12 protein-coding genes and 2 pseudogenes are annotated in these 16833 nt (G+C 60.0%); 4 read left to right on the top strand and 10 right to left on the bottom strand.

Annotated features, from left to right (window positions below; all coding sequences use genetic code 11):
• Nucleotides 1-67 precede the first annotated feature (67 nt).
• From BLW24_RS09150 to BLW24_RS09105, 10 genes and pseudogenes are all read right to left on the bottom strand, one after another.
• Entirely contained in the window at nt 68-1549 is a 1482-nt protein-coding gene (locus tag BLW24_RS09150) for a right-handed parallel beta-helix repeat-containing protein (RefSeq protein ID WP_090379472.1), read from the bottom strand.
• 15 nt (nt 1550-1564) lie between these two features.
• Nucleotides 1565-2677 (bottom strand): polysaccharide lyase, encoded by a 1113-nt coding sequence (locus BLW24_RS09145; protein ID WP_090379469.1) that lies wholly within the window; start codon nt 2675-2677, stop codon nt 1565-1567.
• Nucleotides 2668-4086 (bottom strand): alginate O-acetyltransferase AlgX-related protein, encoded by a 1419-nt coding sequence (locus BLW24_RS09140; protein ID WP_244161125.1) that lies wholly within the window; start codon nt 4084-4086, stop codon nt 2668-2670. The genes BLW24_RS09145 and BLW24_RS09140 overlap by 10 nt, the downstream gene beginning before the upstream one ends.
• A 34-nt stretch (nt 4087-4120) precedes the next feature.
• A complete protein-coding gene (locus BLW24_RS09135) occupies nt 4121-4786 on the bottom strand; it encodes an alginate O-acetyltransferase AlgF (RefSeq protein ID WP_090379462.1) in 666 nt (221 codons plus the stop codon).
• 12 nt (nt 4787-4798) lie between these two features.
• Nucleotides 4799-5902: an alginate O-acetyltransferase gene (locus BLW24_RS09130; protein WP_090379457.1), complete on the bottom strand. Its 1104-nt coding sequence runs from the start codon at nt 5900-5902 to the stop codon at nt 4799-4801.
• Between the two features lie 9 nt (nt 5903-5911).
• Nucleotides 5912-7345, bottom strand: coding sequence for an MBOAT family O-acyltransferase (locus tag BLW24_RS09125; protein ID WP_090379454.1), 1434 nt, complete (start codon nt 7343-7345; stop codon nt 5912-5914).
• 17 nt (nt 7346-7362) lie between these two features.
• Nucleotides 7363-8754: an alginate export family protein gene (locus BLW24_RS09120; RefSeq protein ID WP_090379452.1), complete on the bottom strand. Its 1392-nt coding sequence runs from the start codon at nt 8752-8754 to the stop codon at nt 7363-7365.
• Between the two features lie 11 nt (nt 8755-8765).
• The gene (locus BLW24_RS09115) at nt 8766-10226 is read right to left on the bottom strand and encodes an SEL1-like repeat protein (protein WP_090379449.1); all 1461 of its coding nucleotides are present in this window, start codon (nt 10224-10226) and stop codon (nt 8766-8768) included.
• 8 nt (nt 10227-10234) lie between these two features.
• Nucleotides 10235-11380, bottom strand: a complete 1146-nt coding sequence (locus tag BLW24_RS09110) for a PilZ domain-containing protein (protein ID WP_090379446.1) — start codon at nt 11378-11380, stop codon at nt 10235-10237.
• A 17-nt stretch (nt 11381-11397) separates the two neighbouring features.
• A pseudogene (locus BLW24_RS09105) lies at nt 11398-12897 on the bottom strand (glycosyltransferase).
• Nucleotides 12898-12982: 85 nt separating this feature from the next.
• On the opposite strand from BLW24_RS09105, the gene BLW24_RS09100 reads away from it, so the two are divergent.
• The 4 genes and pseudogenes from BLW24_RS09100 to BLW24_RS09085 all read left to right on the top strand — a co-directional run bounded on the left by BLW24_RS09100 (nt 12983) and on the right by BLW24_RS09085 (nt 16805).
• Nucleotides 12983-13963, top strand: a complete 981-nt coding sequence (locus BLW24_RS09100; RefSeq protein WP_090375326.1) for an IS5 family transposase — start codon at nt 12983-12985, stop codon at nt 13961-13963.
• A 134-nt stretch (nt 13964-14097) separates the two neighbouring features.
• Nucleotides 14098-15084 (top strand): annotated as a pseudogene (locus BLW24_RS09095) (GGDEF domain-containing protein); the annotation flags it as partial.
• A 92-nt stretch (nt 15085-15176) separates the two neighbouring features.
• Entirely contained in the window at nt 15177-16184 is a 1008-nt protein-coding gene (locus tag BLW24_RS09090; protein ID WP_090379440.1) for a class 1 fructose-bisphosphatase, read from the top strand.
• A 3-nt stretch (nt 16185-16187) separates the two neighbouring features.
• A complete protein-coding gene (locus tag BLW24_RS09085) occupies nt 16188-16805 on the top strand; it encodes a DUF924 family protein (RefSeq protein ID WP_090379436.1) in 618 nt (205 codons plus the stop codon).
• The last annotated feature ends 28 nt before the right edge of the window (nt 16806-16833 follow it).

Here is a 16833-nt window from a genome sequence, read left to right as displayed (position 1 = left end):
CTGCTCAGCTTGCCCGAGGGCAGGGCGCAGCTCAATCCTGCGGTCGCTGCACCTTTGCCTCAGGAACTCAGTTATTGCAGATGGGCGCATCTGAGGTGTCGGCTGCCCCGGCCAGACTCCGGGAAATCTGCAGGTGGCAGTTACGCCGCAACGTGCTGTCGAGCACCTGGCTTTGCAGGGGCAGCAGATCACCGGTCAGCAAGTTTTGCAGCAGCGGGTTGGCGCGGTAGTGATTGTCCCCGAGCACCGTATTCTGCATGCCTTCCACGCGGATCATGGCCTTGCCGATGCCTTCCAGGGTATTGCCGGTGATCACCAGTTGTCCGGCAGTCAGCTTGGCGTTACGCAGGCTGATGGCGTATTCCGGTGTCGACAGGATTCGGTTGTCGAGGATGAATGCGCCGTTCAGCTCACCGGCATCAATTGCACTCAGCCGGCTATTGGCGATCAGGTTGTCCTCGATCAGCAAGGCCGCGCTGCCGTTGAGGCGGCGCAGCATCAGGCCATAGCCATTCGAGGCGCCCAGACGGTTGCCCTTGATCAGCAGGGCGCCGGCCTGGTCACTGACTTCGATAGCGCTCTTGCCGGTGTGCAGGACCAGGTTGTTCTGGATGCGTCCGCTGCTGCTGCCACTGATGCGGATGCCGCTGTTGTGCTGCACGCCGTCGATACGGTTGTCGGCGATCAGGAAACGGCTGTTGCCGAGATCAATGGCGTATTGCTGCTGTTTGTTGAACTGGTTATTGCGGATCAGCGCGTTGCTGTGGCGCAGCTCCAGTGGGCTCGACATACCGTTGAAGTGGCTGTTGCTCACCTGGATGCGGGCTACCGGGCTGGTTGGCGATTGCTGAGTGCTCAGGCCACTGCTGATGCCACGGGAAAAGTTGGCGTTGTAGCCGATTTTTACCAGCTGCGAATTATCGACCTGCAGGCGGCTGCCGGCCCAGTTCATGATAAAGGGGCGGGTTGGTCGATCGGTGGCCAGGGGGCGTCCGTCGCTCCAGCTCTCCAGGCGCGATCCTTGTACACGCAGCAGACCCTGGTTGATCAGCGCGGTGCCGGAAGGGCCGAAGAGGTACAACACCTGATTGTCGACCAGCAGGGCAGCGTCTTCGGCAATCATCAGCGGGTAGCTGAGCAGGTAGCCATCTTCATGTCGGCGCAGGGCCTGCGGGTCGTTCAGCTGGGCCTGCAGCTGCGCCAGGGTCACGGCACCACCACGAATCACCACGGCACGTGGGTGTTGCGCCTGGTAACCGGCAATCGCCCGGAACAGGCCGTTATGCACAAAGGGTTCGAAAGGCCAGCTGCCAGCCTGTGCCGAGTACATCGGCTCCAGGCTGGCGCTGCCGCGCGCGGTAGGCGCACGCAGGTCGAAGGTCGGCGGCTGGCTTTCATCCAGGGTGCGCTGGCGAACCTCTTGCTGTTGCTGTTGCTGCCATTGCGGGTCCAGCGTGTGCAGTGTGGCCGGGGCGGACTGGGCCGCCAGGCTGCAGCCGAAGCTGGTCGCCAACAGCAGGAAACGGCAGAAGGACAGTGCCTGTGACATGGGTTCCATCCTGGGTCAGTTGAGCTGGGGGTAAAGCGGCCTGAGGTCGCCGCCTACCTGGCTGTAGTGGTTTATGTCTTCGCCGTACTCCTGGTACAAGCGTCGGGCCCACTGGTGTTGTGGGTAGCGATTGAGGAAGGGCAGTAGCCAGACCATCTTGTGTTCGCCGACATCCTCCTGACGCGTCGTCAGTTCCGCCAGGGTGTCAGGCTCAAGTACGGCGCGGGCGGCAAAGTTGGCAAGGCGGGCGAGTTTCTCGCGCTCCTGCACCGTCAGCGCGCGGTTGTTCAGTTCGGCGGCTTCCACCAACAGCACCAAGGGTACCAGTGCGTAGTGGCTGTAGTCGGCCGCCAAGCGGCCCCGTGCGACTTCCCGTGGCAGGTAGTCGTAATCGCCCTGGCCTGGGGTGAGCTGGGTAAAGGCGCGGCGCAAGGCGACATCGGCCCATGCCAGCGCCTTGTCATCGTTGAGCAGCATGCCTGTGGCCGCGACAGCCCATGCCGCCCAGTAGTCGTGGTTGTTGAAGTAGATGCCAGGGTCATAGCGGCGCGGTTCGTATTCCGCGACCACTTTGTCCGACAGCTGGCCAAGCCAGCGCGCCTGGGCCTCGCTCAGCTGGTAGCGCTGATCACTCAGGGCCTGCACCTTGAGCAACGTCGAGGCGATGGCGGCCAGGGCCCATTTGCGCGAAGCGACGCCGGTCTTGCTGGCATCATCGTTGAGCAGCGCGGATTGGTTGGCCCAGGCATCCAGCCACTGATCCAGGCAGGCCAGTGCGGTATTCGCCTCGCTGGCCTTGCGGGTGCGTTGGAACACCTGGCCGGCTTTGACCAGGCCGCCGATGTACTGTTGCACCTGTTTGCGGATGCGCTGGGTGTCCTTGCCCTGGCGCTGAACCAGCTTGGTTTTGCTCGCGTCGCTCTGGTCGTACTTGCTGTCGAGTTGCAGGTGTCCGGTATAGGCAGCAGGTGGTTTTTTCGGGCACTGCTCGCTGCGGTAGTCTGTGACCAGTTGCGCCGCTGCGGTCGATTGGTTAGCCCAGATCGGTTGTGCTGCACTGGCACTCAGCGGGCTGGCGAGCAGCAGCAGGGCTGCCGCCATGCGGCGGGTCGAGGTGCTCAAAGGCATAGCTTGGTCTCAACCTGGAAGGGCTGCTCGACGACCTGGGTTGGCTCTAGGAACACCGACAGCAGGTTGGCATCACGAAACTCTGCCGCGCGACTGAGCTCCAGGTAGTACTGGCCGCCCGTGACGATGGCTTCACGGCGGAACCACACCTTGTCGCGTGCGCCATTGTCGTAATAGGCAATGATGTAGAAATTCTTGATGTTGGGATCGCTGATGCGGATGTCGAGCACGGCGTCCAGGCCTTTCAGGGCCTTGCGCCCTTCGCCGGCGTTACTGAGCAGTTCCAGGCGATCATTGAGGGCCATGCCCGGGCGCTCTATCTTGCCTTCCACTACGTTCTCGCTGGCTTTACAGCCGCCATTCACCGCCGGGATCAGCTGGCGGTAGGTCAGCTCGCCATCCAGACGGTAGTTGGCGGGCAGCTCCCAGACGATCAGCTTGGGCGCCTTGTCCGGGCTGTAGTTGGCCGAGAGCAGGTATTCCAGCAGTGAGCCGTCCTGGCCGGCACCAGGCAGGGCGTAGTTGATCAGGTCGCTACCCAGGTAGTCCTTGAGAAAACCATCGAAGTTGAATTGCTTGGTTTCATCTTCACGGGCGGCGGAGTTACTGGTGCCGACCAGGACGATTTCCGGGGCTGGCTGCTCTTCGAACAACTGGGCCGCATCGTTGCTTTCCGGCACGGTCTGGTAGCCAGGCACAAACTGGTAGCCGAAGTGGTTACCGCAAATGCTCGATAAGCCCAGGTTGAGGGTGCCGTCTTTGTACAGGGTCAGGCTTTGCTCGGTTGTATAGACCTTGCGCGGTAGCTGGGCATAGACCGGGGGCTGGCGAATGGCATCGGCGGTGACCTTGGCGGTGGTCTGCGCGCCAACGGGGGTCCAGTGGTGGTCACGGCGGAAGAAGAAGTCCTTCGGTGGTTGTTCCACCAGGCTCATGATGTCCGGGACGATGGCGCCGGCATCGCGCATCTGCTGCAGGAACCGACTCAGGTTGGCGCTGGCCAGTTGATAGTCAAAGCCGTGAGTCTGCCCAGGCAGCAACTGGGTGCGGTGCATCAGGCCTCGGGTCGGTTGTATTGCCATGGCGACCTGTGTGCCGTGGCTGGCAAAGGCGCGCATCAAGCGGGCGAACTCCGGCTGCATTGCGGCAGGGATGCCGAACTCGTTGGTCAGGTCGACTTCCGAGCGAAACAGCCAACGATCCCGCCCCGGCACGATTTGCTTGAGCAACTTCATGTTGCCTTCGGCGTACTCGGCCGGCGAGCTTAGCCCAGGGCAGATCAGGCACTGCAGATCCGTGCATTGTTCCTTTTTCTCCGCCGGAGCGGCAGCCAAGGCGACTTGCGCACAGGTTGCGAGCAGGCTGCCGAGAGCCAGCGAGAAATAGCGTTTCATGGTCGTCGGGTTCATCGTCCGCTCACTTGTATAACCACCAGGCCAGGGTTCATTCGGTGGGGTCGATACTGTTGGCCAGGGTAATCGCACGGTAGCCATTGCCTTCGGGCAGCAGGGCATAGCTGTAGGAACGGCCCTTCTTCAGGAACAACTCATCGAAGCTGGCCAGCTTGTCAGCCTCGGCATAAGCGGCGAAAGCGGCGAAAGCGGCGAAAGCGATCTTCAACTCATTGACCATGCGGCTGCCGGTCTGATCGCGGGTGATCATCTCCACCACCACGTGTTGGCCGTCGACCGTCTTCAAGGCCGCTGGTTTCTCGGTGAGGTTGTAGAAAGCGATCTGCGCCTTACGCGGTTCATTGACGAACTGGTCGGCAATCAGCAGCAGTGTGCCGTCACGGTAGATTACGGTGCTTGCGGTGTTGGCTTTCAGCTCGCTTTCCAGTGCCTTGTCGCCCACGGCAATCCGCTGCTTGCCCGGTGCGACGAAGCGATAGCCGCCAAATTGGCCGCTGGTGACAGCCTGGGGTTTGTTCTTGCCGCTGAGGGTGACCTCGATATTGCGCTCGCTCAGGTTCAGCACACGGACAAAAGCCGAGTTCGCTGGAGCTACCGCGTCGTAAAGGTCGGCATTACCGTCCTGAGCCGCCTGGCTGATGCTCCAGCTGAATGTCAGTAGCAGTACGCTTAAGGCGCGAAGTATGGAAGCCGGCATGAAAACACCTCGTTAATGTTGTGCAGTGGTTGGAGTGGCCAAGGCCGAGGGCATCTGGCGCTGGGCGAGTAGGGTGCGCAGGGGGAATTCCCAGATGATCGTTTGCAGGTCGCTGCTTGCGGCCGCCGAGGTGGCGAGGAATTCGTCCATGGACTGGAACGGCCCGCGTGCTTCCAGCGCAACGCTGATCAGGTCACGTTGCAGCGCCTGTTTGAGAAAACCGATGAAGTTCCAGTCGTCGATGCGGGTATAGCTGGTGCCCACCAGCGCCAGGGACAGGCTTTCGTCACCGAACAGGCTGTCTGCCGCCAGGGGTTGGTTCTGCTTCAGCGTCTCGTAGAGATTGATATGCACCGGTTTGAAGTAGCTTGGATCAAGCCGAGGATCGAATTTCAGGTAGTTGAGCAGGTCACCTTCCACGGCTTTTTCGCTGACCGCGCGGGTGACATAAGCTGTGTCCGCACGTAGCTCGGGGAACTGCAGTGCCAGGGTTTGCGCGGCAAGCTCAGCGCCCTTCGGGCTCCAGTGGGTGTCGTTGCGCAAGAACAGTTGTTCATCTGCCGCAGCTGTCAGATAGGCGCTGCGCAGGTTCACCGTAGCGATGCCACGTTCGCGCAGCGCTTCGCTGAAGCGCTCGTACAGGCCGGTGATCTGTTCTGTAGGTGCGTAGGCCGAGTGCTGAGCGTAGGTGTCCAGCTTCATCGGGATGGGCAGCAGAATCAGGCGTTTGCCTTGCTGCGCCAGTTGCTCTTGGACTTTGCTGATCTGTGCCAGCTGCTTGTCCAGGTTGCGCAGCAGATTGTTGGGAACCAGATATTCCTGATTGGTAAACAGCCAGCCATCGCGCCCCAGTACGACGCCGCTGGTGCCTTCGCGGAAAATCGTGTGCTGGATATTGGCCCACAGCTTGACGGACGGGTCGCGCAGAAACAGATTCTTGTCATAGAACTGCTCGAGCCGGCGCACCAGCTTGCCGTCGAGAAACAGTGACATGGCTTGGGTCTGGGTGCCGGCGAAGCCGAAAACCGCAGGCAAGGAATACAGGAACATGCCGATTAGCATTACGCAGAAGAGGATGCCATTGATCTTGCTGGCCGAGTTCATCACGGGAAACATGGGGCGTCCTCAGAACTGGAAGTACAGAAAGGGTGAGAAGGAATTAGCTGCCAGACGGCTTAGCGTCAGGATGAAACCAGCCCACAGCAGCAGTGCGTTGACTCCGCCGACATGCTGCATGAAGTACTGGTCCTTGTTGGCTCCGGCGTAGTAGCGGATGTTGATGCCGCCGGCGATAACGATCCACAGCAAGGCAATCAGGGTGAATGACAGGGTCATGGCTGAGGTGCCAAACCAGTACATGTCCAGCGATCCGAAACCATTTAGTCCGATCATCGCTTTGTACACTTCCAGGCTGTGTGGCAGGTTGCCGGTAAAGAACAGCGGCATGCTCGACAGCAGCAGAAAGCAGGTCCGCCCGTTGCGCCAGAACTTGTAGGGCGTACTGACCTTGGTAGCGATGCCCAGCTTGCGCTCGACCACCATGGCGATACCAAAGAACAGCCCCCAGAAGATGAAGGCGAAGCTTGGCCCATGCCAGAGCCCGGACAGCAGCATGGTGATCACCAGCCCGGTGAGCATGCCAACCAGGCGTTTGCGTACTAGCGGCATATACACGTAGTCGCGCAGAAAATGGGCCAGGGTCATGTGCCAACGTTGCCAGAACTCGGTAATGCTCTGTGCGATCCACGGCTGGTTGAAGTTCTCCGCGAAGCGAAAGCCCATCATCATGCCCAGGCCGATGGCCATATCGCTGTAGCCGGAGAAGTCGAAATACAACTGCAAGGCGGAGATGAGTATGCCGAACCAGGCGTCGGCCATTTGCAACTCGCCGCCCCAACCGATAAACAGGGTGTTCATCGGCGCGAGGGAGTCGGCTATCAGCACTTTCTTGATAAAGCCGAGCATGAAACGACAGGCACCGAGGGAGAACAGCTCTAGGGAGTGGGTGCGGTGCTTGAGCTGCTTGTCGATCAGGCTGTAGCGCAGAATTGGTCCCGCAATCAGCTGCGGGAAAATCGCAATGTAAGCCGCGAAATCGACAAAGCGCTCAGTGGGTTCTGCGTTGCGCCGATAGATGTCGACGATATAGCTCAGCGCCTGGAAGACGTAGAAGGAGATCCCCAGCGGCAGGATGATGTGCTCAAGGGTGAAGGTATTGATGCCCAGCGGCTCCAGTACCGCGACGAGCACATCCGCACCGAAGTTGGCGTACTTGAAATAGCCCAGGGTGGCCAGGTTGCCGATGACCCCAACGGTTAGCAGACGAAAGGCAATTGTCTTCTCGCCAGCATCCATCCGCGCCTTGATGCGCAGGCCGAACCAGTAGTTCCAGTACGAGATGGCAACGAACAGCAGGAGGAAGTCCGGCCGCCACCAGGCGTAGAACAGATAGCTGCCAAGCATGATCACGTACGAGTGCCAGTGATCCTTGGCTGCGTAATAGCAGAGCAGGAACACCGGCAGAAACAGGAACAGGAATACGTTGGAGGCGAAGATCATGCTGGCGCTTCTCTCGGTCAGTAGCTCAAGGTGACGCCAATGGTCAGCTGGTAGTCGTCACCGATCTCCAGCGCACTGCCGGCCCTGAAGTAACTCAGGCTGGTCAGGGTGTTGAGTTGCACGCGCTTGCCGTCATAGGCCAGCGGGAACATGCGCCAGTAATGGTTGATGTCCAGTGCCTGGCCCAGGTGGGAAGAGCGCGTATCGCGGACCTCGCCTTCGGTGGTGGTGCGCAGAGGCAGCTGGGCGGTGCTGTTGCGCAGGCGTAGGTCACTCAGGCGGAAATCCAGCGCGGTACGGTCAGTAGGCTGGGTTTCCAGCGCCACGCCATAGAACGCCAGGTTGCTCAGGTTGACCCCGACCAGATTACTGACCAGGCGGCTGCTGTAGCTGAGCGGATCATTGCGCCGATCGGATTGAATGCGATTGAGGTTGAACCCATCGTTGCCGCTGTCATCCGGACGATCAGTGATGCCTGCTGTGAGGGCAACCCGAGGGGTCCACGGCAGAGTGTCAAAGCGCTTGTCGATGTCACCCACTACGGCCCAGCCTTGTTTGTCGCCGCTCTCGCGCAGGCCATTGCTTTGCGTGGTTTCCAGGTCGCCGTCGAGTGCGGCAACTTCCAGGTGGTAATCGCTGATCAGGGGCGTCAGCTGGCGGGTATCGCCGCGTAGAAATACGCCGTAGCGCAGGCCGTCGAAGTCCTGGCGATCATCCCGGGAGCTGCCCGAGTAATCATCTTCGTGCAGCAGGCGAGCGCCGAGCCAATGGTCGGCATGCCAGCGCCAGGCGTACTCGGCCATCAGATAGCGAATCTTCTTGTCGCGCGGGTCGAGTCGGTTGTCGTCCGAATTGTAGTAGTAGAATTTTTCGCCAACCGCGACAAAACCACTGGCGAAAGTGTCGTTGTAGTCCAGGCGCAGGGCTTCCAGGCTGTCGTCCCACCAGATGCCAAAGCGATCACTGAAGCGCTGACGGCCAAAGGTCAGCGAGAAGCGCGGATCGTCGCCCAACAGGTTACGCCGCACATAGAATTCGCGAGCTTCGGCATAGGCGTGGCGCCGGCTCGACTGGCTGTCACTGTTGCCCTCGGTGTCCTGTAGTGCATTCGGGTCGGTGTCGTAGTTCAGCCACAAACGGCCGAACGCTTCCCACTTCGCCCAGCGTTGTTCGGGCGAGTACCAGCGGTAGGAGGGTTCATAACGCAGGCTGAAGAAGCTGCGGCGATCTTCGCCCAGGCGCGTTTCGTCAGGGCCGTAGCCGCTGCGCAGGAACAGTTTGTGGGTCACCAGCGAAGTAACGGGCTCCAGCTCTGGCGTGGGTGCGGCGGCTTCTTCGGCATGCAGCGTGGCCAGCGGTAGGCAGGCAAGCGCCAGTGTCACGGGGCCGAAAGTGATGTTGAGTCTCACAGTGCTGAGTCCTAGATAAGGCGATTGCCGTCGGCAGTGGCTACATCGCGCTGCAGCGGGGTGATGCGCGTTTGCAGGGCCAGCATCAGGTCTGTGGCACGTTGGTCACCCAGCTCGTGGGCGGCATAGGCGAAGGTGTAGGCCTTGGCGTTATCGCGACAAATGGCGCGGCCGTAGGTGTACAGCCGGGCGATGCGTAGCAGGGCGTTGACGGAGCCTTTTTGTGCTTCCTGCATGTACAGCGCCAGGGCGCGGTCCTGGTCGGGCTCGTCCAGCCCGCCCTGGCTGTACAGGTCACCTTCGAGCAGCACGGCTTCTTCGTAGTGTTCGGCCTGTAGCTCGGCAATCAGGCGTTGGCTCAACAGTGGGTCGAGCGTGCGCCATAGCACCAGATGAAAACTGGCGCGCAAGGCTTTTATGCGCTGCGGGGTGATCGGTTGCTCCCGCTCGGCCATGCTCAGGGTCAGGTTTTCGCCCTGGCGTTGCTCCAAACGCTGGATCAGGGCTTCGACCGGCTCAGGGCCATAGCGGTCCGGGGCGGTCATCAGGAAGCCGGCTTTGCTCAGCATGGCCGGGCCGAAGTCGCGCTCAATGGCATTGTCCAGCCATTGCAGGACTTCACGGTCGAGTTGTTCGACCAGGCTGGCGTGTGCCTGCGCCTTGAGGTCGCGAGCTTTCACTTCCTCGGGTGTATCCGCACGGTTCTGCGGGCGGCTGTTGTTGTAGGCGCTGATTTCGGAGTTACGCACGTTGGTCAGCTGTTGGCCAATGCGGTGCACCAGATCAACCGGTAGCGCCTGCATGCGCGGACTCAATTCGCTGGCGAAAGCGCGAAAGCGCGCATTGCGTTCTTCCCCGAGGAATTCGTAGTAGCGATACACCGCGCGGGTATCGCTTTCAATGGCCTGCTTGAACCACTTATCGGCATTCGTCCGATCACCGTTATGCACCGCCGCAACCGCGCGATAGAGGGGGGCGTGGCAGTAGATCAGGCAAGCGCGGTCATACAGCTCAATCAGCCGTGCGACCTCAGCCTGCTGAAACAGCTTGGGGTAGACCAGGAACACTTCGAGGCGCGTATCAACAGCAATAAAGTCACGACCTGTAGCGAAGCGCTCAAGCGCTTGGCGGATATAGTCCCGATTGGCCTCGCGTAAGCGTGGCTTGTAGTCCACCAGGCGTGCCAGCGGGATCAATGCGCCGATATCACCGCGGCCGTCGGCAAATGCCTGCTTGAACAGCCTGATGGCTTGCGCTGCATTGCTCGGGCTGCGGCCGATCAGCACCTCGCCAAGCAAGCGTGTGGCGCCCAGGTCGCCACGCTCTGCCAGATGACGCAGGTCTTCTTCGACCTGCGCCTGGCTGTCCTGGAATAGCGCATAGCGAACTTGCTCAAGGCTGCGGGCTGCTTGCACGCCGCCACTCAGTGACAGCGTCAGGGCGGCGGTGCAAATGAGGTATCTGACCTGCATGGGCAACCTCAGAATGTCCAGCGCAGGGGTAGGCCGAGCCCGAAGTCGACAGCTGCCGGCAGCTGATAGGCACTGAGTGGCAGCTCGCTTTCCGGTTTGATGGTCAGTTCGACCATCTGGTTGACCTCGTCCAGGCGGCTGGCCACGATTTCCCCGGCGATGCTGTCGTGGCTACCCAGTACGCGTAGCTCAACCGAGTGCACGCGCTCCAGCTTGTCCATCTTCTCGAAGGGCACGCTGGCCTTGATATGCAGCGGCTGATCCTGCGGCAGCAGATGCATCAACGCGTCCTGCTTGTAGGCAAAGCCATCCAGGCGCAGCTTGGGGAAATACAGGGTGCAATTGCACGGGCTGGCGATCACGGTTTCCACCGTGACGCGGCCGAGCAGTGCCGCCACGTCCGGTGCCGACAGGTCGGCCAGTGCCGCAACATCGGCTGGGCTGGTCAGGCTGCTGGCCAGTTGGGTGGAAACACTGGCCAGCGGCTGGCCGCTGGTAACGCTGGTTTGCTCGGCGTTAATCAGGTATTTGAGGTTGCCGTTCTCCGGCATGCTCACGATGTAAGCATTGGCGCTGACCACGGCTTGTGCTGCAGGCATATGGAAGAACAGCAGATAGCTCTTGTAGAGAATCAGGCTGAGTGCTGCCAGGCCGGCACTGAGGAACAGCAGAGTGCCCAGTGCCGCTTTCAAACGGTCTGCTGGGGTACGCGCGCTGGCGTGTTTGGTCTTGCGTTCCTTGATGTAGTTTTCACGCTGCATCACGTTGAACAGACCGTTTATGTCGGCAATCTCGCCGGACATATAGGCTGAAATGATGTAGCGCAAAATGTCGCGCTTCTGCCGATCCAGCTCAATGAACTCGGCTCCGACTTCCTGGCCGCGTTGTGAAACGATCTTCACCTTGGTGTCGATGTTCAGATCGATCTTGTTCAGCTTCAGCTGGATTGACGCGGTGAACAGGCTGCCGAGCTTCATTGGCTGTTCGATCAGCAGGCCCAGGCCGCCCAGGGAAATATCCTGTATTTCGCATTCCAGGCCTTTCAGGCCATTGCCTTCGAGGGTAATGCGAGCCGGTATTTTGGTGCGCACGAACTGACGTTCATCAATCGCTTCGTGAACAACATTTCCAGGTAAGACAGTGGTGCTACTCATAGCATTCGCGCCTTTACTTAAGGTTGCGTGATATCTAGCAGGACCGAAATGACCCCGAAGAAGATGGCGATTGAGGACAGCAGCATCGCCTTCGAGGTCCATCGGTTAAGGGCTGCATCGAAACTGACGCTGCCGTTGCTGAGTGTGGTTTTTTGCCGGGTCCAGCTCTGCCGGTCCATGTGGAACATGGTGTAAACCTTCATCACCGAGCCGACGATCTGGTTGTAATACAGAACGAAGGGGTAAATCGGGTCCACCGGGTGCTTGCTGAAGAAGAACAGCAGGGTCACCAGGGTGCGCGACAGCAACACCCAGAACAGGTACAGCAGCAGGTACTGGATACCGAACAGCAGGCCGGCGACGATTGATGCGCTCAACCCCATCAGGCAGGTCCACATGGACACCCGTTGGTCGTAGAGCACGTACATGGTGAATAGGCCGAGGCGCTCCATACCCAGTAATTTGGTGATGCGAAAATTCTGCCGCAGCGAGTTGCCATACCAGCGGTACATCAGTTGGCGTGTTGCGCGCAGGAAGCTGCTGTCTGGTGGATGCTCGACCGTCAGGGTGTGGCTGTCAGGCACGTAAAAAGTGTCCCAGCCGGCACGCATCAGGCTGAACCAGGAGGATTTGTCATCGCCGGTAAGGAACTGAAAGCGTCCCAGGCGCCAGTGATCGAGAAAGTCGGCCTCTACATCTTTGATGAACTCGGGGTCGGTCATCACACTGGCACGGAAAAATGACAAGCGCCCGGTCATGGTCAGTACGCGTTTGGAGAGCGCCATTGAGCACATGTTGATGTGCCGCTGGACGAAGCGCATGGTGTGCCACTCCTGCATCAGCTTGCTGCCTTCCACCTCGCAGAACTCATTGGTGGTAAGGCCGCCGACGCTAGGCAGGTAGGCAAACATGGTCACTGCGCGCTCGACACAGCCTGGCAGCATCATGGTGTCGCCGTCGACCACGCCGACGACTGCGTTTTCCAGCGGCATCTGCCGCGACAGGGCGCGGAAGGCATGGGCCAGGCCGTCACGTTTGCCGGTGCCGCGTGCCCGCACGATGATCAGCTTGATGTCATCGCGCCCGCGTACTTCCTGACGCATGATGTCTTTGATGAAATTCTCGTCGCCTTTCTCCACGATCGAGGCGATGACCGTGCACGGCACCTGCAGGCGCTGAACTTCCTGAAACACCTACTGATAGACCTTGTAGGTGGTGTGCGTCGGGATACGGAAACTGGTGACGACCATGAACATGTGCTCAGGCAGCGCCGCAGCGCCCATGCGTTCTACTGCTTTGCGCATGCGTGGAAAGCGCCAGTGCAGGAAGTACATGCCGCGTGTGTAGTGGATTGCCGCATTGCCATAACGCCACATGCCTAGGGCGCCGATCAGAAAGATGAATTTCTGATGCGACGGGTCCAGGTAGCTCGAGTCGATCATCTCAGAGGCGAGTGCGATCAGGCAGGCCCAGCCGCACAGCTTGCCGAACGCTGGCGAAGTCTCGACCCACTTCAGTGCCCCTACAAAAAACCTAAGGATGGTCTGAAAAAGACTTCCTGATTTTGGCAAAATATCCGCACTCCACCCGCCGAGTTTTCCGATGAAGCAGATGACCTTCGCCGACGCCGAGTACGCCGGCAAGCGCAAGCAGACCCGCAAAGAATTGTTCCTGATCGAGATGGATCGGGTAGTGCCATGGAAAGGGTTGATCGCTTTGATCGAGCCGCATTATCCAAAGGGTGAAGGCGGCCGACCGTCCTATCCGCTGATGGCGATGCTGCGAGTGCATCTGATGCAAAACTGGTTCGGTTACAGCGATCCGGCGATGGAAGAGGCGCTGTACGAGACCACCATCCTACGCCAGTTTGCCGGGCTGACTCTGGAGCGCATTCCTGACGAAACCACCATCCTCAACTTCCGCCGCTTGCTGGAAAAACACGAACTGGCTGCCGGCATCCTGGCCGTGATCAATGGCTACCTGGGTGACCGTGGTTTGTCGCTGCGCCAAGGCACCATCGTCGATGCCACGCTGATCAACGCGCCGAGTTCAACCAAGAACAAGAACGGTAAGCGTGACCCTGAGATGCACTCAACCAAGAAAGGCAATCAGTATTACTTCGGCATGAAGGCGCACATCGGGGTGGATGACGAGTCTGGCTTGGTGCACAGCGTGGTGGGTACTGCCGCCAACGTGGCGGATGTCACCCAGGTCGATAAGCTGCTGCACGGCGAGGAAAACATGGTGGGGGCCGATGCCGGATATACCGGTGTCGAGAAGCGCCCCGAGCATGAGGGCCGTCAAGTGATCTGGCAGGTTGCAGCACGGCGTAGCACTTACAAGAAACTCGGTAAGCGCAGCGCGCTGTACAAAGCCAAGCGCAAAATCGAGAAGGCCAAGGCCCAAGTGCGAGCCAAGGTCGAGCATCCGTTTCGGGTGATCAAGCGTCAGTTCGGTTATGTGAAGACGCGCTTCCGTGGCCTGGTCAAAAACACGGCGCAACTGGTGACTTTATTCGCGCTGTCAAATCTGTGGATGGCGCGCCGACATTTACTGACGAATGCAGGAGAGGTGCGCCCGTAATGCTGGAAATGGCTGCCGCGAGGTGCTCGCGGCGGCTAAAAACACAGAAATGAGCCGGTAATCTGATCGTTTTTGATCGATTTATCACTTTCGAAATCAGCAGAGGCTGACGTCAGCCAGAAATGCATGGCTACTTCAGAGGATCCTTTACTCTGGTGGCCTTTGCCTGGCTGATTGTTGGTGTGCGCTTGTTTGACCTGCTGCCGGTGGCCCGCCATCTGCTACTGGATGCCTTGCTCGATCCGGTGCTGGTGGTCGATGCACAGTTGCGAGTGATCGAAGCGAACCCGGCCGCATTGAAACTGGCGGGGTTACGCAGTGGTTGGCAGGGCCGGCAGCTGGCCGACTGGCCGATTCTCGGCGCGGATTTGCAGCAGCTGCTGAGCCAGCAGGTTCAGGGCGAGCATGAGCGCCTGCTGACCCTGGCCAACTCGGCGCGATATTTCGAGGTGCGCATCCGTGCCATTGAACGGGTAACCCATCGCGGCACCCTGGTGCTCGGGCAGATGCTTTACCTGCGTGATGTCACTCAGCGTCATCTCAGCGAACTGAAGCTGGCCGAAGCCCTGGCCCTGAGTGAGGAGCGCCTGCGCACCATCACCACGCTGCATGAGAAGCTGCAGGAGCAGGCGCTATGTGACCCGCTGACTGGGCTGTACAACCGGCGTTATCTGGACGAATTCTTTGCCCGTGAGCTGGCCGTGGCGCAGCGCGAGCGCACGCCGATTTCCCTGGCGCTGATTGACCTGGATCATTTCAAGCAGCTCAACGATGAATATGGCCATCTGGAGGGCGACGATGTGCTCAAGGGCGTGGCCCAGCACCTGCTGGAGAATTTGCGCAGTTCGGACGCGGTATTCCGCATCGGTGGTGAAGAGTTCCTGTTGATCCTGCCGCGCGCCGATGCCCCTGAGGCGCGTGCGCGTCTGGAAACCATCTGCCGCGAACTGGCCGCACACCCTCTGCCGACCCGTGGCGGCGCACGCTATGTGACACTGTCTGCGGGCCTGGCGCTGTGGCCAGATCAGGGCTTGGTACTCGATGAGCTGCTGCAGGTGGCCGATGCTGCGCTCTATCAAGCCAAACATGCGGGGCGCAATAGGGTCTGCAGTCTGGCTTGAGGGGCCGGCAACTCCTTCCATCCAGTGCTAAAGCGCTTTCCCCGCTAAAAGGGTAAACTGCGCGCGATTTTTCTTCCTTCCCGGAGCCATCCATGTCCCGCGTTACCCTCAGCCGCTACCTGATCGAGCAGACCCGCTGCAACCACACCCCGGCCGATCTGCGTTTCCTTATCGAAGTGGTCGCACGGGCCTGTAAGGAGATCAGCCATCAGGTATCCAAGGGCGCACTGGGCAGCGTGCTGGGCAGCATGGGCACCGAGAACGTGCAGGGCGAGGTGCAGAAGAAGCTCGACGTGATTTCCAACGAAATCCTGTTGGAAGCCAACGAGTGGGGCGGTCACCTGGCCGGTATGGCGTCCGAAGAAATGGACAATGCCTACCAGATTCCCGGCAAGTACCCGAAAGGTGCCTACCTGCTGGTTTTCGACCCGCTGGACGGCTCCAGCAACATTGATGTCAACGTCTCGGTCGGCACCATCTTCTCGGTACTGCGTTGCCCGGATCGCAATGGTGATGAAGGCGATCTGGGTGAGGAAGCCTTCCTCCAGCCAGGCACCGAGCAGGTGGCTGCCGGTTATGCAATCTACGGCCCGCAGACCATGCTGCTGCTGACCCTCGGTGATGGCGTCAAGGGCTTTACCCTGGACCGCGAGCTGGGCAGCTTCGTGCTGACCCACGACAACATCAAGGTGCCGGAGTCGACCAAGGAATTCGCCATCAACATGTCCAACCAGCGTCACTGGGAAGCGCCGGTACAGCGCTATGTCAGCGAGTTGCTGGCGGGCGAAGAAGGCCCGCTGGGTAAGAACTACAACATGCGCTGGATCGCCTCGATGGTGGCCGATGTGCATCGCATTCTCACCCGTGGCGGCGTGTTCATGTACCCGCGCGACAGCCGTGAGCCTGAGAAACCGGGCAAGCTGCGTCTGATGTACGAAGCCAACCCGATGTCGATGATTATCGAGCAGGCTGGCGGTGTGGCCACCAATGGCACTCAGCGCATTCTCGATATTCAGCCGACTTCCCTGCACCAGCGCGTCGCAGTCTTCCTTGGCTCCAAGGAAGAAGTACTGCGCATCAGCGCCTATCACCGCGAGTAAGCGATGAACGCGCCCTGGCAACCGTTACTCGAGTGGTGGTTTGGTGTGGCCGGCTGCGGCACCGGTATGACGGCTGCCGAGGTGGCTGCCAGTCGTACCACGCTGTGGTTCGGCAAGCAGGACCGTCAGGACGATCAGGCCCGTGAGCAGTTTGGCGCGCTGGTTGAGCAGGCTCTGGGCAACCAGCTGCAAGACTGGCAGCGCGAGCCTGAAGGCTGGCTGGCAAACTTGCTGTTGCTCGATCAGCTGCCGCGGATGGTCTTTCGCGATACCCCGCGCGCTTTTGCCGGTGATCGGCTGGCTCGACCGTTGGCCCTGCACGGGCTGGCGCAGGGCTGGGATCAGCAATTGCCACCAATCCAGCGGGTATTTACCTATCTGGTGTTGGAGCACGCCGAAGATCTGGCGCTACAGGATCAGGCCGTGCAGCTGTTTCAGGTGTTGCGCGAGCAGGCCATAGTCGCCGAACGCGACCTGTTTGCCGGCTATCTGGATTATGCCGAGCGCCATCAGCGCGTAATTGCGCGCTTTGGCCGCTTCCCCCATCGCAATCAGATACTCGGGCGCGTTTCCAGTGCGGAGGAATCTGCCTTTCTGCTGGAACCTGGCTCGCGCTTCTAGCATCCAAGCAGGCAAGCTCGGTATTGCT

The sequence above is a fragment of the Pseudomonas anguilliseptica genome, assembly GCF_900105355.1.
In the GTDB taxonomy this organism is placed as follows: Bacteria; Pseudomonadota; Gammaproteobacteria; order Pseudomonadales; family Pseudomonadaceae; genus Aquipseudomonas; species Aquipseudomonas anguilliseptica.
The sequence above is the reverse complement of the archived record's forward strand: the minus strand, read 5'-3'. Positions and strand labels throughout refer to the sequence as shown.

What these genes read in the sequence shown, in the direction of transcription:
- BLW24_RS09150 (WP_090379472.1), bottom strand. Translation starts at nt 1,549, where the DNA reads ATGTCACAGGCACTGTCCTTCTGCCGTTTCCTGCTGTTGGCGACCAGC.
- BLW24_RS09145 (WP_090379469.1), bottom strand. Translation starts at nt 2,677, where the DNA reads ATGCCTTTGAGCACCTCGACCCGCCGCATGGCGGCAGCCCTGCTGCTG.
- BLW24_RS09140 (WP_244161125.1), bottom strand. Translation starts at nt 4,086, where the DNA reads ATGAACCCGACGACCATGAAACGCTATTTCTCGCTGGCTCTCGGCAGC.
- BLW24_RS09135 (WP_090379462.1), bottom strand. Translation starts at nt 4,786, where the DNA reads ATGCCGGCTTCCATACTTCGCGCCTTAAGCGTACTGCTACTGACATTC.
- BLW24_RS09130 (WP_090379457.1), bottom strand. Translation starts at nt 5,902, where the DNA reads ATGTTTCCCGTGATGAACTCGGCCAGCAAGATCAATGGCATCCTCTTC.
- BLW24_RS09125 (WP_090379454.1), bottom strand. Translation starts at nt 7,345, where the DNA reads ATGATCTTCGCCTCCAACGTATTCCTGTTCCTGTTTCTGCCGGTGTTC.
- BLW24_RS09115 (WP_090379449.1), bottom strand. Translation starts at nt 10,226, where the DNA reads ATGCAGGTCAGATACCTCATTTGCACCGCCGCCCTGACGCTGTCACTG.
- BLW24_RS09110 (WP_090379446.1), bottom strand. Translation starts at nt 11,380, where the DNA reads ATGAGTAGCACCACTGTCTTACCTGGAAATGTTGTTCACGAAGCGATT.
- BLW24_RS09100 (WP_090375326.1), top strand. Translation starts at nt 12,983, where the DNA reads ATGAAGCAGATGACCTTCGCCGACGCCGAGTACGCCGGCAAGCGCAAG.
- BLW24_RS09090 (WP_090379440.1), top strand. Translation starts at nt 15,177, where the DNA reads ATGTCCCGCGTTACCCTCAGCCGCTACCTGATCGAGCAGACCCGCTGC.
- BLW24_RS09085 (WP_090379436.1), top strand. Translation starts at nt 16,188, where the DNA reads ATGAACGCGCCCTGGCAACCGTTACTCGAGTGGTGGTTTGGTGTGGCC.